At 70.5% G+C, this 25,760-nt stretch carries 22 protein-coding genes and 1 pseudogene; 7 read left to right on the plus strand and 16 right to left on the minus strand.

Annotated elements, in window-relative coordinates; genetic code table 11:
• Window positions 1-12: 12 nt before the first annotated feature.
• Window positions 13-1,698 carry a fumarate hydratase gene (locus MJ604_RS14505; RefSeq protein ID WP_243059206.1) on the minus strand — a complete coding sequence of 562 codons (1,686 nt, stop codon included), beginning with the start codon at window positions 1,696-1,698 and terminating at the stop codon, window positions 13-15.
• 36 nt (window positions 1,699-1,734) lie between these two features.
• On the opposite strand from MJ604_RS14505, the gene MJ604_RS14510 reads away from it, so the two are divergent.
• The gene (locus tag MJ604_RS14510) at window positions 1,735-2,325 is read left to right on the plus strand and encodes a DUF1707 domain-containing protein (RefSeq protein ID WP_243059207.1); all 591 of its coding nucleotides are present in this window, start codon (window positions 1,735-1,737) and stop codon (window positions 2,323-2,325) included.
• Between the two features lie 59 nt (window positions 2,326-2,384).
• The gene (locus MJ604_RS14515) at window positions 2,385-4,013 is read left to right on the plus strand and encodes a sulfatase-like hydrolase/transferase (RefSeq protein ID WP_243059208.1); all 1,629 of its coding nucleotides are present in this window, start codon (window positions 2,385-2,387) and stop codon (window positions 4,011-4,013) included.
• Here MJ604_RS14515 and MJ604_RS14520 read toward each other — a convergent pair.
• The 4 genes from MJ604_RS14520 to MJ604_RS14535 are packed head-to-tail and all read right to left on the minus strand — an operon-like array spanning window position 4,010 to window position 8,262.
• Window positions 4,010-5,209, minus strand: coding sequence for an ABC transporter ATP-binding protein (locus tag MJ604_RS14520; RefSeq protein ID WP_243059209.1), 1,200 nt, complete (start codon window positions 5,207-5,209; stop codon window positions 4,010-4,012). The genes MJ604_RS14515 and MJ604_RS14520 overlap by 4 nt on opposite strands.
• 4 nt (window positions 5,210-5,213) lie before the next feature.
• Window positions 5,214-6,047, minus strand: a complete 834-nt coding sequence (locus MJ604_RS14525) for a carbohydrate ABC transporter permease (protein ID WP_243059210.1) — start codon at window positions 6,045-6,047, stop codon at window positions 5,214-5,216.
• On the minus strand, window positions 6,047-6,997 hold the full coding sequence (locus MJ604_RS14530) for a carbohydrate ABC transporter permease (protein ID WP_243059211.1): 951 nt from the start codon (window positions 6,995-6,997) through the stop codon (window positions 6,047-6,049). Before MJ604_RS14530 ends, MJ604_RS14525 begins: the two co-directional genes overlap by 1 nt.
• Window positions 6,994-8,262 (minus strand): extracellular solute-binding protein, encoded by a 1,269-nt coding sequence (locus MJ604_RS14535; protein ID WP_243059212.1) that lies wholly within the window; start codon window positions 8,260-8,262, stop codon window positions 6,994-6,996. Before MJ604_RS14535 ends, MJ604_RS14530 begins: the two co-directional genes overlap by 4 nt.
• A 158-nt stretch (window positions 8,263-8,420) precedes the next feature.
• On the opposite strand from MJ604_RS14535, the gene MJ604_RS14540 reads away from it, so the two are divergent.
• Window positions 8,421-9,503, plus strand: a complete 1,083-nt coding sequence (locus tag MJ604_RS14540; RefSeq protein WP_243059213.1) for an ABC transporter ATP-binding protein — start codon at window positions 8,421-8,423, stop codon at window positions 9,501-9,503.
• Window positions 9,504-9,592: 89 nt separating this feature from the next.
• Here MJ604_RS14540 and MJ604_RS14545 read toward each other — a convergent pair whose 3' ends face one another.
• A complete protein-coding gene (locus tag MJ604_RS14545; protein ID WP_243059214.1) occupies window positions 9,593-10,516 on the minus strand; it encodes an alpha/beta fold hydrolase in 924 nt (307 codons plus the stop codon).
• Between the two features lie 87 nt (window positions 10,517-10,603).
• Between MJ604_RS14545 and MJ604_RS14550 the strand changes: the two genes are divergently transcribed.
• Window positions 10,604-11,437, plus strand: a complete 834-nt coding sequence (locus MJ604_RS14550) for a triacylglycerol lipase (RefSeq protein ID WP_243059215.1) — start codon at window positions 10,604-10,606, stop codon at window positions 11,435-11,437.
• Here MJ604_RS14550 and glpX read toward each other — a convergent pair.
• The 6 genes from glpX to MJ604_RS14580 form a co-directional block, all read right to left on the minus strand.
• A complete protein-coding gene (glpX, locus tag MJ604_RS14555) occupies window positions 11,402-12,418 on the minus strand; it encodes a class II fructose-bisphosphatase (RefSeq protein ID WP_243059216.1) in 1,017 nt (338 codons plus the stop codon). The genes MJ604_RS14550 and glpX overlap by 36 nt on opposite strands.
• Before the next feature lie 105 nt (window positions 12,419-12,523).
• The gene (locus tag MJ604_RS14560) at window positions 12,524-13,549 is read right to left on the minus strand and encodes a sulfate/molybdate ABC transporter ATP-binding protein (protein ID WP_243059217.1); all 1,026 of its coding nucleotides are present in this window, start codon (window positions 13,547-13,549) and stop codon (window positions 12,524-12,526) included.
• Window positions 13,546-14,316: an ABC transporter permease gene (locus MJ604_RS14565; protein WP_243059218.1), complete on the minus strand. Its 771-nt coding sequence runs from the start codon at window positions 14,314-14,316 to the stop codon at window positions 13,546-13,548. Before MJ604_RS14565 ends, MJ604_RS14560 begins: the two co-directional genes overlap by 4 nt.
• The gene (gene modA, locus MJ604_RS14570) at window positions 14,313-15,065 is read right to left on the minus strand and encodes a molybdate ABC transporter substrate-binding protein (protein WP_243059219.1); all 753 of its coding nucleotides are present in this window, start codon (window positions 15,063-15,065) and stop codon (window positions 14,313-14,315) included. Before modA ends, MJ604_RS14565 begins: the two co-directional genes overlap by 4 nt.
• The gene (locus MJ604_RS14575; protein ID WP_243059220.1) at window positions 15,062-15,457 is read right to left on the minus strand and encodes a molybdopterin-binding protein; all 396 of its coding nucleotides are present in this window, start codon (window positions 15,455-15,457) and stop codon (window positions 15,062-15,064) included. Before MJ604_RS14575 ends, modA begins: the two co-directional genes overlap by 4 nt.
• 24 nt (window positions 15,458-15,481) lie before the next feature.
• On the minus strand, window positions 15,482-16,717 hold the full coding sequence (locus tag MJ604_RS14580) for an SLC13 family permease (protein ID WP_243059221.1): 1,236 nt from the start codon (window positions 16,715-16,717) through the stop codon (window positions 15,482-15,484).
• Window positions 16,718-16,924: 207 nt separating this feature from the next.
• Between MJ604_RS14580 and MJ604_RS24410 the strand changes: the two are divergent.
• A pseudogene (locus MJ604_RS24410) lies at window positions 16,925-17,443 on the plus strand (DUF4245 family protein); the annotation flags it as partial.
• 84 nt (window positions 17,444-17,527) lie between these two features.
• Here the strand turns inward: MJ604_RS24410 and MJ604_RS14585 are convergent.
• The 4 genes from MJ604_RS14585 to xseA form a co-directional block, all read right to left on the minus strand.
• Window positions 17,528-19,873, minus strand: a complete 2,346-nt coding sequence (locus tag MJ604_RS14585; RefSeq protein ID WP_243059222.1) for a hypothetical protein — start codon at window positions 19,871-19,873, stop codon at window positions 17,528-17,530.
• Window positions 19,874-20,037: 164 nt separating this feature from the next.
• Complete coding sequence (locus MJ604_RS14590) at window positions 20,038-22,440, minus strand: DUF11 domain-containing protein (protein ID WP_243059223.1); 2,403 nt, start codon at window positions 22,438-22,440, stop codon at window positions 20,038-20,040.
• Window positions 22,441-22,544: 104 nt separating this feature from the next.
• Window positions 22,545-22,763 carry an exodeoxyribonuclease VII small subunit gene (locus MJ604_RS14595; RefSeq protein ID WP_243059224.1) on the minus strand — a complete coding sequence of 73 codons (219 nt, stop codon included), beginning with the start codon at window positions 22,761-22,763 and terminating at the stop codon, window positions 22,545-22,547.
• Window positions 22,747-23,982, minus strand: a complete 1,236-nt coding sequence (xseA, locus tag MJ604_RS14600) for an exodeoxyribonuclease VII large subunit (RefSeq protein WP_243059225.1) — start codon at window positions 23,980-23,982, stop codon at window positions 22,747-22,749. The genes MJ604_RS14595 and xseA overlap by 17 nt, the downstream gene beginning before the upstream one ends.
• Window positions 23,983-24,135: 153 nt before the next feature.
• Here xseA and MJ604_RS14605 point away from each other — a divergent pair, with 153 nt between their 5' ends.
• Both MJ604_RS14605 and MJ604_RS14610 read left to right on the plus strand, forming a co-directional pair.
• The gene (locus MJ604_RS14605; protein WP_243059226.1) at window positions 24,136-25,137 is read left to right on the plus strand and encodes a 4-hydroxy-3-methylbut-2-enyl diphosphate reductase; all 1,002 of its coding nucleotides are present in this window, start codon (window positions 24,136-24,138) and stop codon (window positions 25,135-25,137) included.
• Window positions 25,137-25,760, plus strand: coding sequence for an L-threonylcarbamoyladenylate synthase (locus MJ604_RS14610; RefSeq protein ID WP_243059227.1), 624 nt, complete (start codon window positions 25,137-25,139; stop codon window positions 25,758-25,760). The genes MJ604_RS14605 and MJ604_RS14610 overlap by 1 nt, the downstream gene beginning before the upstream one ends.

Raw genomic sequence — 25,760 nt, forward strand, 5'->3', positions numbered from 1 at the left:
GGCGCGCGCTCGCTACTCGGCCGACCGCACCCGCAACCCGGTGATCGGCACCGTGACGGCGCCCGACGGGTCGGTGAAGAAGTCGTTGCCCTTGTCGTCGACGACGATGAACGCCGGGAAGCCCTCGACCTCGATCTTCCAGACCGCCTCCATGCCGAGCTCCTCGTACTCGAGGACCGACACGTCCTTGATGCAGTCCTGGGCGAGGCGGGCGGCGGGGCCGCCGATGGAGCCGAGGTAGAAGCCGCCGTGCGTCGCGCAGGCCTCGGTGACCTGCTTGGAGCGGTTGCCCTTGGCGAGCATGACCATCGAGCCGCCGGCGGCCTGGAAGTCCGCGACGTAGGAGTCCATGCGGCCCGCGGTGGTCGGGCCGAAGGAGCCGGAGGCCAGGCCGTCGGGGGTCTTCGCGGGACCGGCGTAGTAGACCGGGTGGTCCTTCAGGTACGACGGCATCTCCTCGCCAGCGTCGAGCCGCTCCTTGATCTTGGCGTGCGCGATGTCGCGGGCCACCACCAGGGGACCGGTCAGCGAGAGCCGGGTCTTCACGGGGTACTGCGACAGCTGCGCGAGGATCTCCGACATCGGCCGGTTCAGGTCGACGGAGACGACCTCGCCTCCGGAGATGTCCTCGGCCACGCCGGCGTCGGGCATGTAGTGCGCCGGGTCCGTCTCGAGCTGCTCGAGGAAGATGCCCTCGGGCGTGATCTTGCCGAGCGCCTGCCGGTCCGCCGAGCACGACACCGCGATCGCGACCGGGCAGGACGCACCGTGGCGCGGCAGCCGCACGACGCGGACGTCGTGGCAGAAGTACTTGCCGCCGAACTGCGCGCCGATCCCGAACGACTGCGTCAGCTTGAAGACCTCGTCCTCCAGCTCCACGTCGCGGAAGCCGTGCGCCGACATCGAGCCCGACGTCGGGAGGTTGTCGAGGTAGTGCGCCGAGGCGTACTTCGCGGTCTTCAGCGCGAACTCCGCCGACGTACCGCCGATGACGACCGCCAGGTGGTACGGCGGGCACGCGGCCGTGCCGAGCGAGCGGATCTTCTCGTCGAGGAACTTCAGCAGCCGCTGCGGGTTCAGGATCGCCTTGGTCTCCTGGAACAGGAACGACTTGTTCGCCGACCCGCCGCCCTTGGCCATGAAGAGGAACTTGTACTCCGGCTTCCCGCTCGTCTGCGGCGTCGAGTAGATCTCGATCTGCGCGGGCAGGTTGGTGCCGGTGTTCTTCTCGTCGTACGTCGTCAGCGGCGCGAGCTGCGAGTAGCGCAGGTTGAGCTTCGTGTACGCGTCGTACACGCCGCGCGAGATCGCCTCGCCGTCGTCCGACCCGGTGAGCACGCCCTCGGACTTCTTGCCCATCACGATCGCGGTACCGGTGTCCTGGCACATCGGCAGCACGCCGCCGGCGGAGATGTTGACGTTCTTGAGCAGGTCGAGCGCGACGAAGCGGTCGTTCCCGGACGACTCCGGGTCGTCGATGATCTTGCGCAGCTGGGCGAGGTGCGCCGGGCGCAGGTAGTGGCTGATGTCGTGCATCGCCTCGGCGGTCAGCCGCTGGATGGCCTCGGGCGCGACCTGCAGGAACGTCTGGCCGTTCGCCTCGAAGGTCGAGACGCCCTCGGTGGTGATCAGCCGGTACGGCGTCTCGTCCTTGCCGGTCGGCAGGAGGTCGGAGTACAGGAACTCAGCTTCGCTCACGAACGCCAAGCGTATCTGCCCCACTACTCTGGGCCCATGGTGGGAGAGCTCGAGCCGGACCGGTCCCAGATGCGTATCTCGGACGCCGACCGGCACTCCGTCTCGGAGATCCTGCGTGAGGCCGCCGGCGAGGGCCGCCTCGACATGGACGAGCTGGACGAGCGCCTGGCGGCCACCTACGCCGCTCGCACGTACGCCGACCTGGTGCCGATCACGCAGGACCTGCCCGCGGCACGCCCCACGCAGGCGCCGCTGCCGCAGCCCGCGGCCGGCCTTGCCTCGCGGTACGAGTCGTCGGTCGCGGTCATGAGCGGCGCCAGTCGCAAGGGCGTGTGGGAGGTCGGGCCGTCCTACAGCGCCTTCTGCGTGATGGGCGGCGTCGACGTCGACCTGCGTGAGGCGGTCTTCGCGAGCCCGCAGGTCGAGATCACGGCGAACACGCTGATGGGCGGCATCGACATCATCGTGAACGCGCAGACCCGGGTGATCGTCGAGGGCGCCGGGGTGATGGGGACGTTCGAGCAGGCGCGCGACAAGGTCGAGCCGCAGCTGACTGCGGACTCGCCGGTGGTCCGCGTGCGCGGCGTCGCCCTCATGGGCGCGGTCACGGTCGTCCGCAAGGGGTGAGGAGTCCAGTCGGCGAGCCGACTACATTAAGTCGATAGATTTAGTGCAGTATTCGGCGGGTGCCGATCCGACGCCTGCTGCTGCCGCTCACCCTGCTCCTCGGCCTGGTCACGCCCTCCACGGCGACCGCGCCGACCGCGGCGGGCAGCGCGGCCGCCCCCGCCCGCCCGAACATCGTGTTCGTCCTCATGGACGACTTCTCCGTCGAGCTGCTGTCGACGATGAGCGAGGGCCAGCGGATGCGCCGCACGGGCGCGGAGTTCACCAACGCGTACGTCGTCGACTCGCTCTGCTGCCCCTCGCGGGCCGCGACCCTCACCGGGCTGCCGCCCCACCTCAACGGCGTGCGCACGAACACCTCCCCGGACGGCGGCTACACCGCGTTCCGCGACAACGGCAACGAGCAGCACACCGTCAACGTGTCGCTGGACGAGCGCGGCTACCGCACCGGCTTCGTCGGCAAGTTCATGAACAAGTACGACCGGGCCACGTTCGGCGACGAGCTCCCGCTGGTCCCCGGATGGGACGACTTCGAGGCCGTGATGCCGGGCGGGTACGCCGGCTGGGGGTTCGAGCGCACCACCCGCCGCGGCGACCACCTGGTCCTCCACCAGGTGCGTCGGCCGTCGGTGCACGCGTCCCGGGCCCGCAAGGACCGGGCGTACGCGACCAACGTGATCGCCGACCGAGCGCTCAGGCTGGTGCGTGGCTACGAGCGCAAGGACGACCCCTACTTCCTGTACGTCGCGCCGTACGGCCCGCACTCCCGCGTCGGCAACCCGTCCTACCCGCGCGACCCCGTGTTCCCGTCGGCGTTCGAGGACCGGCCGCGCGCCGGGCACCCGCGCGGCAACTGCGGCGTCCGCAGCTGCGCGTCACTGACGACGCGGGACCTGCCCGGCTTCGGCGACGGCTCCAACGACAACCGGCCCACGGTCGTGCGTGCCGGTGGCGGCACGGCGACCGCGCCGTCCTGGCGCCGGGTCGGTGAGGGCATGAGCGCCGGCATGGCGACGGCCTTCCTTCGCGACCGCGCCCGGATGGTGCAGTCCATCGACCGGATGCTCACCCGGTTGCGCCGCGCGGTCGGGCCGGACACCTACGTCATCCTGACGTCGGACAACGGCTTCCACCTCGGCCAGCACGGCCTGCGCGGCGGCAAGGGCACGCCGTACCGCTCGGACGTGCAGGTGCCGCTGCTCGTCACTGGTCCGGGCATCGCGCCCGGGCGCCGCGAGGTGTTCACGACGAACGTCGACCTCGCGCCCACGATCGAGGAGCTCGCCGGCGCCCAGACGTCGGGGCGCCGGGCCGGCACCAGCATGGTCCCGGCGCTGGACCGGGCGGGCTGGGACGGGCCGGAGTACGCGTTCGTCGAGCACGCCTACACGCCGGTGCGCGACGGTGAGCCGGACGCCGACACCGGCACCGGCGGACGGATCGACGCGCTGCCGTCGTACGTCGCCGTGCGCAGCGAGCGGGGCCTGCTGGTCCGCCTGGACCTGTCGCGGTCGTGGCGCGGAGCCAGCCACGCGTGGGAGCTCTACGACTACCGCAAACGGTCCTGGGAGAAGACCAACGTGTACGCCGCACGTCGCGACGAACCCTGGGCGCGTGACCTCGCCCGGCGACTGCGCGCCTGGGTCGACTGCGCGCCGGACGAGTGCCGTCGCCTGACGCGCTCCTAGGCGGGCGTCTCCCGGGGGGTGGGGATCCGGCCCGCGTTGTCGTGGTCGACGGTGAGGTTGTCGCCGGAGGCGGGGTCGAACAGGTGGATCTTCGAGCCGTCCACCCAGATCTCGGCCTCCTCGCCCTCCTTGATCCGGCTGGCGCCGTCCAGCGAGACGACCAGCTGCGTGTGCATCGAGTCGCCGTCGAGGTCGCGCTCGAGCTGGCGCAGCTGCTGCTCGACCTCCGGCGGCGCCTCGAACGGGATGTAGGCGTAGGTCTCGTTGCCCAGCCACTCGACGACGTCGACGGTCGCGTGGAACGTGGAGCCGGTCATCGGTCCGGTCTTCACCGACGCGTCCTCGAAGTACTCGGGCCGGATGCCGGCCATCAGCAGACCCTTGTCCTGGACCTTCTCGGCCTTCTCGCGCGGGATCTCGACCGAGCCGAACGGCAGCTTCACCTGCCGTCCCTCGACGGTCGCGGGCAGGAAGTTCATCGGCGGCGAGCCGATGAACCCCGCCACGAAGAGGTTGCCGGGGTTCTCGTACAGCTCACGCGGCGTGGCCAGCTGCTGGAGGATGCCGCGCTTGAGCACGGCGACCCGGTCACCGAGCGTCATCGCCTCGGTCTGGTCGTGGGTGACGTAGACGGTGGTGATGCCGAGACGCTTCTGCAGCCGCGAGATCTCGGTGCGCATCTGGCCGCGCAGCTTGGCGTCGAGGTTCGAGAGCGGCTCGTCGAAGAGGAACGCGTCCGCCTCGCGGACGATCGCCCGCCCCATCGCCACGCGCTGACGCTGACCGCCGGACAGGTTGCCCGGCTTGCGCTCGAGGTGCTCGTCGAGGTCGAGCGTCTTCGATGCCTTGCGGACCTTCTCGTCGACCTCGGAGTCGGGCGCCTTCGCCAGCCGGAGCGGGAACGCGATGTTCTCGTAGACGGTCAGGTGCGGGTACAGCGCGTAGTTCTGGAACACCATCGCGAGGTTGCGGTCGCGCGGCGCCAGGTCGTTGACCTTGCGGTCCCCGATCATCATGTCGCCCGAGGTGATGTCCTCGAGCCCGACGATCATCCGCAGCAGCGTCGACTTCCCGCAGCCCGACGGGCCGACCAGGATCATGAACTCGCCGTCCTGGACGTCGATGGACACGTCGTTCACGGCTGCGAAGCCGTCGCCGTACTCCTTGACGATGTTCTTCATCTCGATGGAAGCCATCGGTTCACCCCTTCACTGCGCCGGAGGTGAGACCGGCGACGATCTTTCGCTGGAACAGCAGGACGATGATGATGATCGGGACCGTGACGATCACGGAGGCCGTGGCGAGCTGCCCGTACGGCGGGTTGAACGGGTCGGGCCCCACGAAGAAGGACAGCTGGGCCGGGACCGTTCGCGACTGGGTCGTCGACGTCAGCGAGATGGCGAGGACGAACTCGTTCCACGCGAAGAAGAACGTCAGGATCGCGGCGGTGAAGACGCCCGGTGCGGCGAGCGGCACGATCACCTTGCGGAACGCCTGCCACGACGTGGCGCCGTCCACCTGGGCGGCCTGCTCCATCTCCCACGGGATCTCGCGGAAGAACGCCGACAGCGTCCAGATCGCCAGCGGCAGCGTGAACGACATGTACGGGATGATCAGGCCGGGCCAGGTGTTGAAGAGCCCCAGCGTCCGCCACAGGTCGAACAACGGCCCGACCAGCGCGACGACGGGGAACATCGCGATCGCCAGCGCGAGCGACAGCACCAGGCGCTTGCCCTTGAACTCCAGGCGGGCGATGGCGTACGCCGCGAGCGTTGCGAGGATCACCGACAGGACCGTCGAGATCGCGGAGATGCCGAACGAGTTGATCAACGAGTCCCGGAAGTCGGGGTTGTTGATGATGTCGTCGTAGTTCTGCAGCGTCGGTTCCTTGGGCAGGAACTGCGGGCTGCCCGCGGCGGTCTCCGAGGGCCCCTTGAACGACAGCGAGATGATCCAGACGACGGGCAGCAGGCACCAGACGAGGATGAACACGAAGCCCACCCAGGTGCCGATCTTGGTGCGTGTCTCGTTCATCAGCCCTCACCCCTCGCCTGCGCCAGGTCGACCTTGAACAGCTTGACGATCAGGAACGCCAGGAACAGCACCGACAAGAAGAGCAGCACCGACAGCGCGGACCCGAGGCCCAGCTGCATCTGCTCGATCACCTGGCGATAGGTCAGGAACGAGGACGACTCGGTGTCCTGGGCACCCCGGGTCATCACGTAGATGTTGTCGAAGATGCGGAACGCGTCCAGTGCCCGGAACAGCACGGCGACCATGATCGCGGCCCGCATGTTCGGGAGGATCACCTTCCACAGCCGCTGCCACCAGGTGGCGCCGTCGACCTTCGCGGCCTCGATCATGTCCTCCGAGACCTGCGAGAGCCCGGCCAGCAGCAGCAGCGCCATGAACGGCGTGGTCTTCCAGATCTCGGAGACCATGATCGCGAACATCGCCGGCCAGTGGCTGCCGAACCAGTTGGTGTCCGGCTCCAGCCACGGCAGCCAGGCGAACCACGCGTTCACGAAGCCGTTGTTGAGGCTGAACGCGAACTGCCAGGCGTACGCCGAGACCACGGTGATGATCCCGTAGGGGATCAGGATCGAGGTCCGGATCGCGCCCCGCGCGAACACGATGCGGTGCATCACCATCGCGAACGCGAAGCCGATCACCAGCTCGACGGCGACGGTGACCACCATGATCAGCACGGTGTTCCAGGTGTCCTGCCAGAACAGCGGGTCGGTCAGCACCGTCCCGTAGTTGCTGAGGCCGATGAACTCCTTGTCGTCCGGCGAGGTCAGCCGGTAGCGGAACGTCGACAGGTAGAGCGCCTGGATCATCGGCCAGGCCGTGACGGCGAGCATCACAACGACGGCCGGGGCCACCAGCCGCTGGCCGAGACGGTTCTCGGCGCGCGACCGGTCGCTGACCTTCTTCTTCGGCGGCTTCGGCTTGGTCGCCGCCGTGGCGGTCACGGTGCTCACAGCAGGCTCCTTCCGTGCAGCACGTCCTCGACGAACTGCTGTGAGTCCGGCGGGGTCTGGTCGTCGACGCCGTCGGCCGGGTGCCAGGAGCTCTGGATCGCCCCGGAGATGTCACTCCAGTACGGCGTCACCGTGCGCGGGGCCGCCGCGTCGAGGCTCTCCTGGAACAGGTCGAGCAGCGGCTGCGGGTAGATCTCCGCGAGCGCCGGGTAGTCGTAGCCTGCCGAGCTGGCCGGCATGTTGCCGGTGAGCTCGGCGTTGACGCCCTGGTTCTCCGGCGAGGTGATGCACTCGATGGCCTCCATGGCCTCGTCGACCTTGTTGGAGTAGGCGCTGACGCCGACGCCGATGCCGCCGTACGGCGGGCGGGACTCCTCGCCCTCGGTGGACTGCGGGTAGCGGGCGAACCCGAGGTCCTTCTTCACCTCGGGCTGGGTCTCGTCGAAGTTGGTCCAGATGTAGGTCCAGTTGACCATGAACGCGCCCTGCTCCCCGCCGAACGTGCCGCCGGCGGTGCCCTCGTTGGAGACCGACAGGTCGGCCGGGGCGGCCGGGGAGTTCGCGAGCTTCTCGATGATCGCTGCGGCCTTCTCGCCGGCCGGGGAGTCGATCTCGAGCGTCAGGTCGACGCCCTTGTCGGTGTCCGTGGCGATCTCGCCGCCGGCGCCGGAGATCAGCGCGTTGATCCAGACGACGTAGCCCTCGTACTTGTTGGCCTGCACGGCGACCTTGCCGTCGTTCTTCGCCGCGGCCTCGATGATCTGGTCCCACGTCACCGGCTGCTCCATGTCGATGCCGGCCTTCTCGGCGAACGACTTGCGGTACCAGAGCACCTGGGTGTTGGACCAGAACGGCGCGACCACCATCTGGTCGTCCCAGGTCGCGGCGTCCACCGCGCCCTGGAAGGACTGCTCCTCCAGCGTGGACTGGAGGTCCTCGGGGATCTCGGCCAGGAAGCCGGCGTTCGCGAACTCCGCGGTGTACGGCGGGTCGATGCTCATGATGTCGATCTCGGGGTCCTCGGCGGCGAGCCGCCGGGACAGCTGGATGCGCTGCTGGCTGGCATCCTGCGGGAGGACCTGGACCTCGATCGTGTAGTCGTCGGTGCTGCAGTTCTCCGCGACCTTCGCCTGGCCGCCGGCGTCCGGATTGATGTACCACGTCAGGGTGTCGCCGGAGCTCGCGTTGGCCGAGCAGGCGGCGAGCAGTCCCGAGATGGTGAGCAATGCGGCACCAGCGGCGAGGTTGCGGCGTACTCGATCCATGCGCCCTCCCTCTGAGTGGTGTACATCACATGTAGCCCTGTCGGAGGGCGTTGTAAACCCATGCCGTCCGAAGCGCGGTCGCGCCGGGTACTGTGAGCGCGCTCACCTTTACTACGGATCGTCCGGCACGTACCTGCCGGTGAAGGAGTTGTTCACGCATGGCTACAGTCAGGTTCGAAGAGGCGCAGCGCTGGTATCCCGGCACTGACCGCCCGGCCGTCCCGGGGATCTCGCTCGAGATCGCGGACGGCGAGTTCATGGTCCTCGTCGGCCCGTCGGGTTGTGGCAAGTCCACGACCCTGCGGATGCTCGCCGGCCTCGAGGAGGTCAACCAGGGGAGGATCTTCATCGGGGACCGCGACATCACGAACACCCCGCCGAAGGACCGGGACATCGCGATGGTGTTCCAGAACTACGCGCTCTACCCGCACATGTCGGTCGCCGACAACATGGCGTTCGCGCTGAAGATGGCGAAGGTGCCCGCCGACGAGCGGCGCCGCCGCGTCGAGGAGGCCGCGAAGATCCTCGGCCTGACCGAGTACCTCGAGCGCAAGCCGAAGGCCCTCTCCGGTGGTCAGCGCCAGCGCGTCGCGATGGGTCGCGCGATCGTGCGTCAGCCGCAGGTGTTCTGCATGGACGAGCCGCTGTCGAACCTCGACGCCAAGATGCGCGTGCAGACCCGCACCGACATCGCCAAGCTCCAGGCCGACCTCGGCGTCACCACCGTCTACGTCACCCACGACCAGGTCGAGGCGATGACGATGGGCGACCGGGTCGCGGTCATGAAGGACGGCATCCTCCAGCAGGTCGACACCCCGCTGGGCCTGTACGACAAGCCGGTCAACCTGTTCGTGGCCGGCTTCATCGGCTCCCCGCAGATGAACCTGATGAAGGCCAAGGCCGACGACGGCAAGGCCAAGATCGGGAACTACCTGGTCCCGGTCGACCCCACCGCCTCCCGGAAGATGGAGGGCAACATCACCGTCGGCGTCCGCCCCGAGGCGTGGCGCGTGGTCGGCAACAGCGAGGCCGGCCTGCCGGTCCAGGTCACCGTCGTCGAGGACCTCGGCTCGGACGCCTTCGTCTACGGCAACTGCGACGTCGAGGGCACCCCGAGCAACATCATCATCCGGGTCAGCGGGCGTAACCACCCGCAGAAGGGCGAGACGATGTACGTCACGACCGACCCGCACAACGTGCACGTGTTCGACACCGACACCGGCGAGCGCCTGTCGGAGTGAGCAGCGGCGCGGCTGAGGAACGAAGCCGCGACGTGTGCATCGAGATCCAGCAAGCGTGGGGCGGTGACCACCGTGGTCACCGCCCCACGTCACGTCGAGGGTCTCGACAGGCTCGACCAACGGTCCGCCGTCCGCCGGATCGCGCCGACGAACGTCTCGAACAGCTCGGGCGGCAGGTCGTGGCCCATGCCGTCGATGAGCAGCAGCTCGGATCCGCGCACGGCCGCGGCGGTGGCGCGCCCGCCCGACACGTGCACCATCCGGTCGGCCAGGCCGTGCACGACCAGGGTCGGGACGCGCACGCTGTGCAGCCTCGCGCCGCGATTCGGCTGGGTGAGCACGGCCAGCATCTGTCGCGTCACGCCGCTGGCGCTGACGCCGCGGTCGAACGTGTCCGCTGCCCGCTTCTCGACCGTCTCGACGGGCTGCGGGTACGCCGGTGAGCCGATCTGGCGCCAGAACGCCGTGCTCATCGCGACGTACGCCTCCCGGCCGGGCTTCCGGCCGCCGACCAGGCCGGGGAGAAGGGACGGGTGCTGCCAGCCGACGGTGCGCTTGCCGGTCGTCGACATGATGCTGGTCATCGAGCGGACCCGTCCCGGGTGCTCGATCGCCATCGTCTGCACGATCATCCCGCCCATCGACACGCCCGCGACGTGTGCGGACTCGAGCCCGAGGTGGTCGAGCAGCCCGCAGGCGTCGGCCGCCAGGTCCGTCATGGAGTACGGCGTGCGCACCCGCGTGCCCGCGAACGCACGGACCAGCGTGCTCCGGGCGACCCGCCCCTCGAGCACGGTCGATCGGCCGGTGTCGCGGTTGTCGTAGCGGATCACGTAGAACCCGGCGTCCGCGAGCGCCGCGCACAGCTCGGGGTCCCACCAGGTCATCGGGCCGCCGAGGCCCATGACGAGCAGCAGCGGGTCGCCGTCGGGGTCGCCGAAGGTCTGGTAGCAGACCTCGATCCCGCGCCCCACGGGGGCGAACAGCTCCTCGGACACCGCGCACTGAGACATGCCAGAAGTCAACCAGTCCTGGGAATCCGGGCTCAACATTCCGCGTGCCCGGCCGATCGGACGGGTATGACACGTAATGTGCGTCACATGTCATCGCATCCTCTGGCCGACTTCCTGCTGCCGGAGGGCTTCGAGAGCCCGCGGGTGGCGGCGGTGCTGCGCGAGGGCAGCGCGGTCGCGGAGTTCGGCCGGTACGCGCTGCGCGCGGCCGGGGAGCGGCGCACGCGGCGGGCGACGCCGTACGCCGACCGCGGGGCGACCCGGCTCGGCGACCCGGTGATCCTGGTGCCCGGCTTCCTGGCGGGCGACGGATCGCTGGCGCTGCTGGCCAGGACCCTGCGGGCGCAGGGGTTCCGGACGTACCGCTCGCACATCCACGCCAATGTCGGCTGCACGCTCAACGCGGCCGCCCAGCTCGAGGCCCGACTGGAGTCGATCGCGATCCAGCGCGACTCGCGGGTGCAGATCGTCGGGCACAGCCTGGGCGGCATGCTCGCCCGCGGGATCGCTGTACGCCGGCCCGACCTGGTCTCGAACATCGTGACCATGGGCAGCCCGATGCTGGCGCCCGGCGCGCACCACCGGTCCCTGAGCGCGAGCGTGGACATGCTGGTCCGGCTCAGCCGCGCCGGCGTGCCCGGCCTGATGTCGGAGGAGTGCGTCGCGGGGCCGTGTGCCCGGCAGAGCTTCGCCGAGTGCCGCGAGCCGATGCCGCGGGGCGTCGACTTCACCGCCATCTACTCCCGGCGCGACGGGATCGTGGACTGGAAGGCCTGCATCGATCCGGTCGCGGCGCCGGTCGAGGTCAGCGCCTCCCACCTCGGGATGGCGTTCGACCCGCGGGTCGCGGACGTCGTGACCGCCGCGCTGCTGCGGTCGTCCTCGTCAGCTGTCGAAGTCGATCGAGGCAAAAGCGCGTAGCTTCTGGAGCTGGTGCTCCGAGGTGATCGAGCGGATCGTGCCGCTGCGCGAGCGCATCACCAGCGAGTGCGTGGTCGCGCCGCCGGCCCGGTAGCGGACGCCGCGGAGCAGCTCGCCGTCGGTGATGCCGGTGGCCACGAAGAAGCAGTCGTCGCCGGTGACCAGGTCGTCGGTCTTGAGCACGTGGTCGGGGTCGAGGTTGTGCCCGGCGTCGAGCGCCTTCTGGCGCTCGTCGTCGTCCTGCGGCCACAGCCGGCCCTGGATGACGCCGCCCAGCGACTTCATCGCGCAGGCGGTGATGATGCCCTCGGGGGTGCCACCGACGCCCAGCAGCAGGTCGATGCCGGTCTCGTGGCGGGCGGCCATGATGGCGCCGGCGACGTCGCCGTCGCTGATGAACTTGATCATCGCGCCGGTCGCGCGGATCTCGTCGACCAGCTGCGCGTGCCGCGGCCGGTCGAGCAGGCAGACCGTGACGTCGGCGGCGTTCTTGCCCTTGGCCTTGGCGACCTGGTGGATGTTCTCGGCGACCGGGTAGCGGATGTCGACGACGTCGGCGGCCTCCGGGCCGGTGACCAGCTTCTCCATGTAGAACACCGCGGACGGGTCGTACATCGAGCCGCGCGGCGAGACCGCCATCACCGACACGGCGTTGGTCATGCCCTTGGCGGTCAGCGTGGTCCCGTCGATCGGGTCGACGGCGACGTCGCACTCGGGGCCGGTGCCGTCGCCCACCTGCTCGCCGTTGAAGAGCATCGGGGCGTTGTCCTTCTCGCCCTCGCCGATCACGACGGTGCCGTTCATCCCGATGGTCGAGATCATCACGCGCATCGCGTTGACCGCGACGCCGTCCGCGCCGTTCTTGTCACCGCGGCCGACCCAGCGGCCGGCGGCCATCGCGGCCGCCTCCGTGACCCGGACCAGCTCCAGCGCCAGGTTGCGGTCGGGGGACTCAGGGGCCGGCGACAGCGTGTCGGTCATGGGGCTGAGGATAGCGGGGAGGCGCAGCGGACCCGCTGCTGGTGATCGAGCGAGCCACGCGACGGAGGAACGACGCCGCGACCGGCGGGTCGAGATCAACCGGCCTCACCGCCGGTAGACCGCGACCTCGCTGGCCTTGACGGCAAAGACCACGCGCGCGCCCGGCACCAGGTCGAGCTCGGCGGCGGCCTGGACGGTCAGGTCGGCCGCGAGGTGGCCGGCCCGGACACGCACCTGGTCGCCCCGCGGTTCCAGGTCGGTGACCGTGACCGCGAGCGCGTTGCGCGGGCTGCCGCCCGGTGAGCTCGTGAAGACCGAGACGGCGCTGGGGCGGAAGACTGCGACCACCGGGTCGCCCTCGGCGGGAGCGGGCTCGCTCGCGATGCCGCGGATGCCCTCGACCGCTCCGTCGCGCCACGTGCCGGCCACCATGTTGAGACCCGCGATGCGGGCCGCGAACGCGCTCCGGGGTCTCTCCAGCACCTCGGCGGTCGGCCCGGCCTCGGCGACCCGGCCGTCCTCCATCACCACGACCCGGTCCGCGAGCAGCAGCGCGTCGAGCACGTCGTGGGTGACCAGCACCGTGGTCCGGCCGGCGAGCACCCGCTTCAGCGTCTGCCGCAGCGCGGGCAGCACCGCGACGTCGAGCGCCGACAGCGGCTCGTCGAGCAGCAGCAGCCGGGGCTCCGCGGCGAGCGCCCGTGCGACGGCGACCCGCTGGCCCTGGCCGCCGGACAGCTGCCTCGGCCTGCGGTCGGCGAGGTCGGCGGCGTCGACCTCGCCCAGCCAGCGGCGCGCGGCCTCGTGCGACGTACGACGGCTCGCGCCGTTGCTGCGGGGGCCGAACGCGACGTTGTCGAGCACGCCGAGGTGGGGGAACAGCAGCGGCTCCTGGGCGAGCAGCGCCACGCGCCGGTCGTGCGGCGGTACCCAGGTGCCGGGGCCGGTCAGCTCACGGCCCTCGAGCACGACCCTGCCGCGGTCCGGTCGCAGCAGCCCGGCTGCGACCGCGAGGACCGTCGACTTGCCGGCGCCGTTGGGCCCGAGGATCGCGAGCGTCTCGCCCTCGCCGATCTCCAGGTCCACCTCGACGCCGCGCTCGTCGACCGTCGCGGTGAGCTGCAGGCTCATCCGAGGCTCCGTCCCTGGCGTCCTGCGAAGCCGATCACCAGGACCGCGACGACGACGAGCACCAGCGACAGCGCGACGGCGGCGTCCACGTCGGTCTCGCGCAGCTGGTAGATCTCCAGTGGCAGCGTCCGGGTGACGCCCTGGAGGCTGCCCGCGAACGTGATGGTCGCGCCGAACTCGCCCAGGGCCCGCGCGAACGCCAGCACCGATCCCGACACGAGGCCGGGAAGCACCAGCGGGAGCGTGATCCTCCGGAACACCGTCGTGGGGGCGGCGCCCAGGGACGCCGCGACCACCTCGTAGCGCTGGCCGGCGGTGCGCAGCGAACCCTCCAGGCTCACGACGAGGAACGGCATCGCCACGAACGTCTGCGCGAGCACCACCGCGGTCGTCGAGAACGCGACCTGGATCCCGAGCACCTCGAGCTCGTGGCCGAGCAGGCCGCGGCGGCCGAACGTGTAGAGCAGCGCGACTCCGCCCACCACGGGTGGCAGCACCAGCGGCAGCAGGACCAGCGACCGCAGCACGCCCTGGCCGGGGAACGACGTACGTGCCAGGACCACGGCCATCGGCGTGCCGAACAGCAGGCACAGCAGGGTCGCCATCGCCGACGTGCGCAGGCTGAGCCAGAGCGCGTCCTTCGACGCCTCCGACGTGATCAGGGTGAAGAACTCCGACCACTCGACCCGGGCGACGATGGCGGCCAGGGGGAGCAGCAGGAACGCCGCCCCCACGGCCGCCGGCGCGTAGAGCCAGCGGGGGATCACGGGCTGGTGCTGCCGAAGCCGAAGTCCGCGAGGACGCCCTGGCCCGTGTCGCCGAGCACGAACTGCACGAACTCCTCGGCGAGGTCGGCCTCGCCTGAGTCCTCGACCGGTGCGATCGGGTACGTGTTCACCACCGAGTCGGACTCGGGGAACTCGACGCCCTCGACGTCGTCGCCCGCGGCCTGCACGTCGGTGACGTAGACCAGGCCGGCGTCCGCCTCGCCCGAGGTGACCTTGGCGAGCACGTCGGTCACCGACTGTTCCTCGCTGACGGGGGAGAGCGTGACGCCGGCGTTCTCGGCGACCTGCTGGGACGCCGCGCCGCACGGGACCGCGGGTGCGCAGACCACCAGGTTCAGCCCGGGCTTCGCCAGGTCCTGGAACGACGTGATCCCGGCCGGGTTGCCCGGCGGCACCACGATCTCCAGGGTGTTCGTCGCGAAGCCCTGCGGGTCGGCTCCGGTGAGGTCGTCGTCGACCAGCTTGTCCATGTTCGCGGTGTCGGCCGAGGCGAACACGTCGGCCGGGGCGCCACCCTGGATCTGGGTGACCAGGTCGGACGAGCCGCCGAAGCTGAGCCTCACCTCGACGCCGTCGTGCTCGGCCTCGAACTCCGCGGCGATCTCCTCGAACGACGCGGTGAGCGAGGCGGCGGCGTACACCGTCAGGGTGGTGCTCGACCCGTCGTCGTCGCTGCCGCAGGCGGCGACGAGGGGGAGGACCAGGGCGAGCAGCACCAGCTTCTTCACGGGCGCTCCACGACGACGTTGGTGGACTTGACCGAGGCGATGGCGCGGACGCCGGGCTCGAGACCGAGCTCGTCGGCGGCCTCCGAGCTCATCAGCGACACGACCCGGTAGGGCCCGCAGACCATCTCGACCTGGGCCATGACGGTGTCCTTCTTGACCTTGGTGACGATGCCCGCGAGCCGGTTGCGGGCGCTGACCGCGGACGCGCGCGTCGCCTCGCGGTCGGGGTGGTCGGCCAGCGACTCCGCGAGTGCGGCGAGGTCGGCCCCCACGACGACCGTGCGGCCGTCCTCCTGGCTGCCGGGCAGCCGGCCGGCCTCGACCCAGCGTCGCAGGGTGTCGTCGCTGACGCCGAGCAGCTCGGCGGCCTCCGCGATCCGGTAGGTCGTCACGCGGAAATCATGCCGCAGATGCGGTCAGGTGACCAGCGAAAGCACCGCAACTGCGGAGATCAGGCTGAGCGGCGTGATCAGCAGCGAGACCCGGTGCAGCTCGCGCAGCGGGGGCGGGTGTCCGAGACGCACCATGCTGCGGCGCCACAGCAGGTTGGCCAGCGAGCCGGTGTAGCTGAGCCCGGAGCCGATGTTGAGCCCGAGCAGCGCGGCCAGCACGGCGGTGTCGCCCAGCGTCCCGAGCAGCGGGACCAGCAGCAGGGTGGCCGACAGGTTCGTCAGCAGGTTCGCCAGCACGGTCGCGATCACCGCGACCAGCAGCAGGTCGGCGAAGCCGGTGCCGGCCGGCAGCGCGTCCGCGACCCACTCGCCCAGGAAGCCCGTGCCCAGCGCGGCGACCACCACGCCGAGGCAGAGCACGAACAGCGCGAACGCCGGGTGCGCTGCAGCGACGACGTCGGACGTGCCGAGCAGCCCGCGGCGCCGGGCCCACAGGGCCAGCGCGACGGCCGCGGCGCCGGAGAACCAGAACGGCTCGACCCCGAACGGCGAGCCGACGGCGAAGCCGGTCAGCATCAGGCCGACGGCGACCAGTGGCACGATCGGCATCGGCGGGTGCTCGGGGTCCTCGACCGTGCCGGGAGGCATGGCCAGGTCGCGCCGGAACAGGACCCGCAGGGCGGCGTACTCGACGACCAGCACGACTGCGAGGACCGGCGCCATCGTCAGCGCGAAGCCGGCGAACGTCAGGTCGAGGTGCGGCATCGCGAGCAGGTTGGTCAGGTTCGAGACCGGCAGCAGGAGCGACGCGGAGTTCGCCATCCGTAGGCAAGCATGGGCCCCCGGCCGGTACGACGTGCTCGTGCTGACCGCGACCCCGACGACCACCGGCGTCAGCAGCACCACGGTGGCGTCGAGGCTGAGGACGGTCGTGACGACGGCGGCCAGCAGGAAGACGCCGGTGAACAGCCGCACCGGCCGGCCGCGGGCGGCGTCCCGCACCCGCGACGCCGCCGCGTCGAACAGTCCCGCGCGGCCGCAGACATCGGCGACCACCAGGATCGTGACCAGGAACAGCACCACGGGCCCGAGGTGCTCGAGGGTGTCGCGGACCTCGGCCCAGCCGAGGATCCCGGTCGCCAGCGTCGCGGCTGCGGCGGCCAGCCCGACGGTCGCCTCGACCCGGCCCCGCGGGTGCACGTACGCCGTGACCAGCAGGGCGACCAGCGCGGCGACGGGGACGAGCGCCTCGGCTAGCAACCTGCGCCCCGGCGAGCGTCGTTCACGGCGTGTGATGGCAAGGCGCCGGAGCGAACGTCATGCCCGGTCGTCTCTCGAGCGACGGCAACGCCGCCAGCGCGCGTCGTGGGCGGCGCGCAGCGGGCGGAGGTCGCCAGTCGGGGCGCTGGATCGAGGGCCGGCACCCGGGAACCCTAGGTCACCAGGGAGAATGGCCTCGTGAGTGAGGTGCAACAGACCGGGAAGCCCGGCCGCTACAACCGGTCGACGGGCGGCCTCATCGGCTCGATGATCGTGCTGGTGCTGGTCGTGCTGGGCTTCGTGCTCTACCGCGGGGTGTTCCGCGACACGCCGGAGTACGAGCTCGACCACGTCGACTACCTCGACCTGGTCGTGGGGCTCCAGCAGGTCGGGCTCGAGCCGGTGTACCCGGCCACCCTGCCGGAGGGCTGGTTCGCCAAGGGGACCTCCTCGATGTCGGACGCACCCGTGTTCGACATCGCGCTCGTCACCGACGACGAGAGGTTCGCCGGCGTTCGCCAGGAGGACGCGTCGATCGACGAGCTCGTCGCGACGTACGTCGGCACCGAGGCCGTCCAGGGCGACTCGGTCCAGGTCGACGGCTCGGTGGCTCCGACCTGGCAGACCTACTCCGACCCGGGCGGCGACCACGCGTTCGCCGCCGAGGTCGGCGACGACGCGGTCCTCGTCTACGGCTCGGCCGACGAGGACGACCTGCTCACGGTGGTCGAGTCGCTCACGACCGAGCCGCTCACCCCTGACGCACCGAGCCCCGCCCCGTGGTCACGGGGCGGGGCTCAGCGCAGCGCGTCAGCTGACGATGCCGACGTTGTACGTCGTGGTGCCCGCCGTCGTCTTGATCTTGACCACGAGGTTGTCTCCGAACGCGAGGTTCTTGCCGAGCCCGGTGGTCGGGACCGACACCGGCTTGTTGGCCTGCGCGACCAGCGAGGTGGTCTTGCTGGCCACCAGGTTGGCGCCGGAGTAGGCCTTCACCGTGAAGTTGCAGGGCTTGGCCTTCGTGCACTGCATGGTCATGGTGATGGCCGTGGTCTTGCCGTTGGCCCTGGTCCGGGTCGCGGTCAGCGGGTTGACGGTCACGCCGGAGGGCTCCCCGGCGACCGGGTCACCCGTGACGCCCACGGTCGCGGAGGAGTTGTTGTCGCTGTAGTCCCGGTCCTTGGTCGTGGTCGTGACGTAGGCGGTGTTGATGACGTCCTTGTAGGTCGGCTCGTCGATGGTCATCGAACCGATGCAGGTGACCTGGATGTCGGCCTTGCGCGCTTGGGTCCAGTCGGCGTTGTAGAAGCGGAACATGTACCTGTCGCCGCGCGGCTCCATGCCGAGGGCGAGGACGTCGTTGCTGTAGCCGCCGTAGCCACCGACGATCGCGCTGCTGTCGGCGGGGCAGGCCATGACGCCCTCGGTCTGGGTCTCGGAGGCGACCGTGATCGTGTCGTCGGGGGTGGAGATCACGAGCTCGGCGGCGTGGCCACCGGCGGCGTACGTCCGCGGGGCCAAGCAGCTGATCCCGTACGAGGACGCGGCGCCGTCGGAGTGCTTGACGTACCAGTACCACGTGTTGTCGACGGCGTAGGACTCCCGCACGACCACGATCCCGGAGGCGACCTCGAACTCCGGAGCGTAGGGCGTCCACCCGACCGGGCAGGACCGATCCACCAGCTGTGACTCCTGGGCGTTGTCGCCAGCCGACGTGCCGAGCTGCATCGGCATCGTGACGGCGTCGAGGAGGTGGGTGTGGCCCGCGCTCGAGCCGAGCTCGACGGCCAGGCAGGTCACCTCGGCGGTGACCGGGGCGGCCTGGTCGCCCAGGTTGGTGGCCTTGACCGCCCAGGCAGCGGAGCCGTCGACCTGGCTGACCCGGCTGGACTCGATCACGATGTCGGCGGACGAGCCGGCCCCGTCGAGCAGCAGGCCGCCGTCGGTGGCCATGTAGTCCGCCGGGCAGGTCGCGGTGATGGTCTTGGACTGTCCGATGCCCAGCGTGCTCGCCTCGTCGTTGTGCTGGACGTCGACCCAGTGCCCTTCGGTCTGGGGGAGGCCGGCGGTGCTGATGCTGTCGTCGAGGGTCGCGTCGAACCGGACGTACCGCGTCTGGCCCTTCGCGAACGTCGTGGCGCCGCACGTGAGCATGTTGGTGGTGAAGGCGCACGGCCAGCTCGACGGGTTCACCCACGAGCCCGGGGTGTTGGTCGCGGAGGTCACCAACGAACCGGGGACGTACGTCATGTCGGGCGGCAGCACGTCGGCCACCTGGACGCCCTGGGCCGCCTTGGCGTTGGCGCTGTTGCCGTTCGCGATCCTGAGCTTGTAGCTCACGACCTCGCCCGGCGCGGCCGTGAGCCCGGACTGGTACACCCGACGGAGGTCGTGGTGCGTGCCCGCGAAGTTGATGGCCTTGAGCGTGCCGTCCATGATCGTGGCGCTGCCGGGGAGCGCGGGAACCGCGAACCCGAACGCGGTGACCACCGGCACCTGCGCCTGCGGCTGCGACGACAACGCCGTACGCCACTGAGCGAGGGTCCCGGTGCTGGTGTAGGTGGTCGGGTTGGTGTTCGGCACCGGGATGACCGCGAACAGGGGCGGGAAGCCGCCTCCGCCCACGCCGAAGTAGCCCGTCCAGTCAGCGCTGTTGTGCGGGCGCGACAGCGTGACGTCCGGAACTCCGTCGGAACCGAGGAAGTCGACCAGGAGGCGGTACTCGGGCGTGTACCCCAGGTTCGTCGTCGCCTGGTACTCGAGGGACGGCGGGCCGTAGGGCCCGGTCGCGGCGATCACGTCGCTCAGCGGCGTCGAGGTGTCGAGGTACTCGGCGATCTGCGTGTAGTAGTACTCCGCGGTGATGGTGCACACGACCGGAGGCGAGCTCGAGACGCAGGAGTTCGGGTCGTTCTCGGTGAAGAGGCGCAGGCCGTCGTCCACCCACGCGAGGTGACCGTTCTCGCGGGTGTTGCTCAGGGCGGCGTTGAGCTTGATCGTCGGCCTGTGGCTGGCCACCGTCTTGTCGATCGAGAGCTCGGCCTTCGGGATCAGGGCCTCCGCAGGCGACGCGGCCACCAGCAGCGGCACCACCAGCGCAGCTGCCCCGATCGCCGCCAGAACTGTTGTGCGCGCGCGAGCCCGCATCCGTCGCATGTCGATCCCCTCGTCGAGGCGACGTGCCCGATCACGCACCGATCCCTACCCACGCCCCCCGGCACGAGAACGATAGGTCAACAGCGGCAGGTTCACGGCAGCGCAAGCCGTCACGACTAGTCCACAGGGTCAGACCAGGTGGAGGTCCGGTCGGGTGCAACCGGTCAGCTGACGATGCCGACGGCGTACTGGGTGGTGCCGGCGGTGGTCTTGATCCTGACCACGAGGTTGTCCCCGAACGCGAGGCTCTTGCCGGCGCCGGTGGTCGGAACCACGACGTTCTTCGTCGCCATGGCGAGGATCGACGTGGTCCTGCTGGCCACCAGGGTGCCGCCGGAGAACGCCTTGACCGTGAAGGTGCAGGGCTTGGTCCTGTGGCACCGCATGTCCAGGGCGAGGGCCGTGGTCCTGCCGTTGGCCACGGTCCGGGTCGCGGTCAGCTGGTTGAGGATGACGCCCGACGGCTGGGTGGGTGCGGGATCGCCGGAGACGGCGACGGTGGCCGACGACGTGTTGTCGCCGGCGTCCCGGTCCTTGGTCGTGGTGGTCGCGTACGCGGTGTTGACGACGTCCTTGTACGTCGGCTCGTTCGCCGTCAGGGCGCCGACGCAGGTGACCTGGATGTCGGCGTTCTTCGCGGTGTCCTCCTCGTTGTAGAACCGGAACAGGTACCTGTCGCCGCGCGGTTCGGCACCGAGGAAGCGCACCCGTGCGGTGTAGCCGCCGTACCCGCCCACGATGGCGCTGCTGTCGGCCGGGCAGGCCATCTGGCCCTCGGTCTGGTTCTCGGACCCGATCGAGATGGTGTCGTCGGGCACCGAGACCACCAGCTGCGCGGTGTGGCCGCTGCCGGAGAGGGTCCGCGGGGCCAGGCAGCTGATCCCGAACGACGCGTCCGTGCCGTCGGTGTGGTCGACGTACCAGTACCAGGTGTTGTCGATCGCGTAGGACTCGCGGATGACCGCGATGCCCGAGGTGGTCTCGAACTGGGGGGCGTACGGCGTGTACCCGGCCGGGCAGGTCCGCTGCACGGGTCGTGCGTCGGTCTCGGACATGACCGGCAGGATCTTCTGCTGCAGCGGCAGGGCCTGGGCGTCGACGGCGTGGGTGTGTCCGCCGCTGGCGCCGACCGTCCCGGCCAGGCAGGTGACCTGGGTGCTCCCCACCGCCCGCGCATCGCCGAGGTTGGTGGCTCGGACCGTCCAGCCGTTCACCCCGGACGACGAGGTGGCCCTGCTGGACTCGACCACGACGTCGGGCGACGCGGCCTGGTCGAGCAGCAGTCCGCCGTCGGTGGCCAGGTAGCCCTCGGGGCACGACGCGGTCGTCGTCCGGGTCTGCCCGACCGGGATCGAGGTCGACGCGTCGTCGTGCCGCACGTCGACCCAGTGTCCGTCGGCCTGAGGAAGGCCCGTCGTGCTGATCGTGTCGTCCAACGTCGCATCGAACTGGATGGTCCGCGTGGCGCCGAGGCCCAGGGTGCCGGGCGCACACGTGAGCATCTGCCCGGTGAACTCGCAGTTCGCGGGGGTACCGGGCGTGGGCTGGGCCCAGGGGTCGAGGGGGTTCGCCGGCGGACGGGCGACGTCGTCGACCAGGGAGCCGGGCACATAGGTCATGTCCGGCGGCAGCACGTCGACGACCTTGACGCCCGCCGCGGCCTTGGTGTTGGCGCCGGTGCCGTTGCTGATCGTGACCTGGTAGGTCACCGTCTCACCCGGCGCCGCACCGATCGACGGCTGGAAGGACCGCCTGAGGTCGTAGTAGTCGCCTGCGAAGTAGATCGAGCGGAGCGTCAGGTCCATCGGCTGGACCAGGCCTCGGGGGATCCCGAACCCGAAGGCGGTGACGACCGGCTTCTGGGCCCAGGGGAGCTGCTGCTGGAACAGGTTCAGCGTGGTCACCCAGGTGCTCAGAGGAGCCGAGGTGCCGTTCATCCCGCCGATGTTCGGGGCGTACGGCACCGGGTTCCCGTTGAGGTCGGTGGTGTTGGCGACGAAGCCCCACCAGGTGGCGCCGCCGATGCCGCCGGGGCCGAGGAGGTCCCTCACCAGCTCGATGTCCGCGACGCCGTCGTCGTTGAAGACGTCCACCTGGAGGCGCGCTTGCAGGACGACCTGGGCGTTGGGCTGGCTCGGCCGGAAGTACAGCTGGGGCTCGGGCCAGGTCGTCGGCGGGTTCGCCTGGGCGGCGTCCACGACGACGTCGCTGAGCGGCGTCGAGGTGTTGAAGTACTCCGCCACCCGCATCTCGGGGAGCTCGAAGAAGTCAGGGCACGGTGGCGTGCTCGGCGGCACGTTCGGTGGGAGCGGCACGCACGAGTCGAGGTCCTTCTCGGTGAAGACGCGGAGGCCGTCGGTCTTCCACTCGAGGTGACCGTTCAACCCGGTGCCGCTCAGCGCCGGGTTGAAGGCGATCGTCGGGCCGTGGCTGCCCACGGTCTTGACGATCGTGAGGTCGGACTTCGGGATCAGGGCCTGCGCGGGCGCCGCCACCAGGAGCGGGGCCACCAGCACCGCCGCCCCGATCGCAGCCAGACCGACTGCGTGTGCGCTCCTCCGTCGCATGCGTTCCCCTCGCCAGGGCGACGTACCCGATCACGCACCGCTCACCGATTCAACGCTCGAAGGTACTGGGAGACGGCTGCGACCGGCCGACAGGTGCAGACCAGTCAGTCCTCGGGGTCGTCCTCGATCGCGGCGTCCAGCCGCTCGCGGGCGCCGTCCAGCCAGTCCTGGCAGATCGTCGCGAGCAGCTCGCCGCGCTCCCAGAGGGCGAGCGACTCCTCCAGGGTGGTGCCACCGGCCTCGAGCTGCCGGACCACCTCGATCAGCTCCTCGCGAGCCTGTTCGTACGACGGCTTCTGCTCGTCGTCAGTCTTCTTGGCCATGGAGATCCTCCGTGCTGGTGGTGGTCGCGTGGATCCGGCCGTCGGCGACGCGGACGCTGATCGCCTGCTGCGCGGCGACGCCGTCGATCGACGTCAGGACGTGGCCGTCGGCGTCCTGGAGCACGGCGTACCCGCGCTGCAGGGTGGCCAGCGGCGAGAGTGCGCGGGCGCGGGCGCGCTGGTGGCCGATGTCGTCGGCTGCCCGGTCGAGGGCGTGGGACAGCGTGCGCCGGGCACGGTCGCGCAGCTGGTCGACCTCGGTGCGCCGGGCGTCGAGGAGGTTGCGCGGGTCGGCCAGGGCCGGGCGCGAGCGGAGTGCGTCGAGGCCGGCCTGCTCCCCCGACAGCCAGCGCTCCAGGGCGCCACGCATGCGGATCCGTGCATGCTCGACCTGGCGCAGCTCCTCGACCACGTCGGGGACGACGAGCTTGGCCGCGTCGGTCGGCGTGGACGCGCGTACGTCCGCGACCAGGTCGAGCAGCGGGGAGTCCGGCTCGTGGCCGATCGCCGAGACCAGGGGAGTGCGGATCCCGTGCACCGCGCGGATCAGCGCCTCGTCGGAGAACGGCAGCAGGTCCTCGACGGAGCCGCCGCCGCGAGCCACCACGATCACGTCGACCGCGGCGTTGCGGTCGAGGCGCTCGACCGCCTCGATGACCTCGGCCGCCGAGCGCGGGCCCTGCATGGCGGCGTACGCGACCTCGAAGCGCACCGCCGGCCAGCGGCGGCGGGCGTTCTCCAGGACGTCGCGCTCGGCCGCGGAGCTCGGCGCGGTCACCAGCCCGACGGTGCCGGGCAGGAACGGCAGCGGACGCTTGAGCTCGGCGGCGAACAGCCCCTCGGCCGCGAGCAGCTGGCGACGACGCTCGAGCCGCGCGAGCAGCTCACCGAGGCCGACCATGCGGATGTCGCGGGCGTACAGCGAGAGCGTGCCGCGGTTGGCGTAGTACGACGGCTTCGCGTGCACGACGATGCTCGCGCCCTCGACCAGCGGCGGGTTCAGCCCGTCGAACAGCGTCCGCGAGCAGGTGACCGGGACCGAGATGTCGGCGACCGCGTCGCGCAGCGTCATGAAGACGGTGTTCATGCCCGGACGTCGGCTCACCTGGGCGACCTGGCCCTCGACCCACACCGCGCCGAGCCGATCGACCCAGCCGGCGATCGCGTTCGCGATCTGCCGCACCGGGGCCGGTGACTCGAGGGAGGTCTCCATGGCCATGCGGGCGAGGTTAGACGACCGGACCGACGCCGACGTCGGTGGTCGAGCAGCGAGCGCCAGCGAGCGTCGTCGAGACCCCGCGCTCGAGGTCGGCGGCGGGGTGCGGGGGTCTCGACACGCTCGACCACCGGTGGTCCACCTAGACTGGACACCATGACGACCGACATGGGCATGCCGCCGATCCTGTCGCCGGAGGACGCCGAGAAGGCGGTCCTGCTGGCGGCGCCGCGGGGCTACTGCGCCGGTGTCGACCGCGCCGTGATCACCGTGGAGAAGGCGCTCGACCTGTACGGCGCGCCGGTCTACGTGCGCAAGCAGATCGTCCACAACAAGCACGTGGTCTCGAACCTCGAGTCGCGGGGCGCGATCTTCGTCGAGGAGCTCGTCGAGGTGCCCGAGGGGGAGACCGTGGTGTTCTCCGCCCACGGTGTCTCGCCCGAGGTGCATCGCCAGGCCGAGGAGCGTTCGCTCAAGACGATCGACGCGACCTGCCCGCTGGTCACCAAGGTGCACCACGAGGCGAAGCGCTTCGCGAGCGAGGACTACGACATCCTGCTGATCGGCCACGCCGGCCACGAGGAGGTCGAGGGCACCGCAGGTGAGGCGCCCGACCACATCCAGCTCGTGCAGGGTCCGGAGGACGTCGACAGCATCGTGGTCCGCGACCCGTCCCGCGTCGCCTGGCTCTCCCAGACGACGCTCTCGGTCGACGAGACCCTCGAGACGGTCGCGGCGATCCGCAAGCGGTTCCCCGAGCTGCTCGACCCGCCCAGCGACGACATCTGCTACGCCACCCAGAACCGCCAGCTCGCGGTCAAGGACATCGCCCACCACTCCGACCTGATGATCGTGGTCGGGTCGGGCAACTCCTCGAACTCCGTGCGGCTCGTCGAGGTGGCGCTCGAGGTCGGCGCGCGCACGGCGTACCGCGTCGACGACGCCTCCGAGATCGACGAGGCCTGGCTGGACGGCGTGAAGACCGTCAGCGTGACCTCGGGCGCGAGCGTGCCGGAGGAGCTGGTCGAGGGCGTGCTGGAGTTCCTCGCCGAGCGCGGCTACCCCGACGCGCAGGCGGTGCACAGCGCCGAGGAGTCGCTGATCTTCGCGCTGCCGCCGGAGCTGCGCCGCGACCTGAAGGCTGCAGGTCGTTCGTAGTGGCCCGGTATCTCGACGTCCACCCGGACAACCCGCAGCCACGGCTGCTCGAGCAGATCGCGGACGGGCTGCGCAACGAGCAGCTGATCGCCTACCCGACCGACTCGGGCTACGCGCTCGGCTGCCAGGTCGGCAACCGCGACGGCCGGGACCGGATCCTGCGGATCCGCGGTCTCGACGACAAGCACCACTTCACGCTGATGTGTAAGGACTTCGCGCAGCTCGGGCAGTTCGTGAAGCTCGACAACTCGGCGTTCCGCGCGATCAAGGCGGCGACGCCCGGGCAGTACACCTTCATCCTGCCGGCCACCCAGGAGGTCCCGCGCCGGCTGCTGCACCCGAAGAAGCGCACGGTCGGCGTCCGCATCCCCGACCACGCCTTCGTGCAGGCGCTGCTCGACACCCTGGGCGAGCCGCTGCTCACCAGCACGCTGATCCTGCCGGGGGAGTCCGAGCCGCGTAGCCAGGGCTGGGAGATCAAGGAGGAGCTCGACCACCAGGTCGACATCGTGGTCGAGGCCGGCGAGACCCTCGCCGAGCCGACGACGGTGATCGACTGGTCGGAGGGCTACCCGGAGATCGTGCGCGTCGGCGCGGGAGACCCGAGCCGGTTCGAGGCCTAG

Origin of the sequence: Nocardioides sp. SR21, from assembly GCF_022761125.1 — a bacterium.
Classification (GTDB): domain Bacteria; phylum Actinomycetota; class Actinomycetes; order Propionibacteriales; family Nocardioidaceae; genus Nocardioides.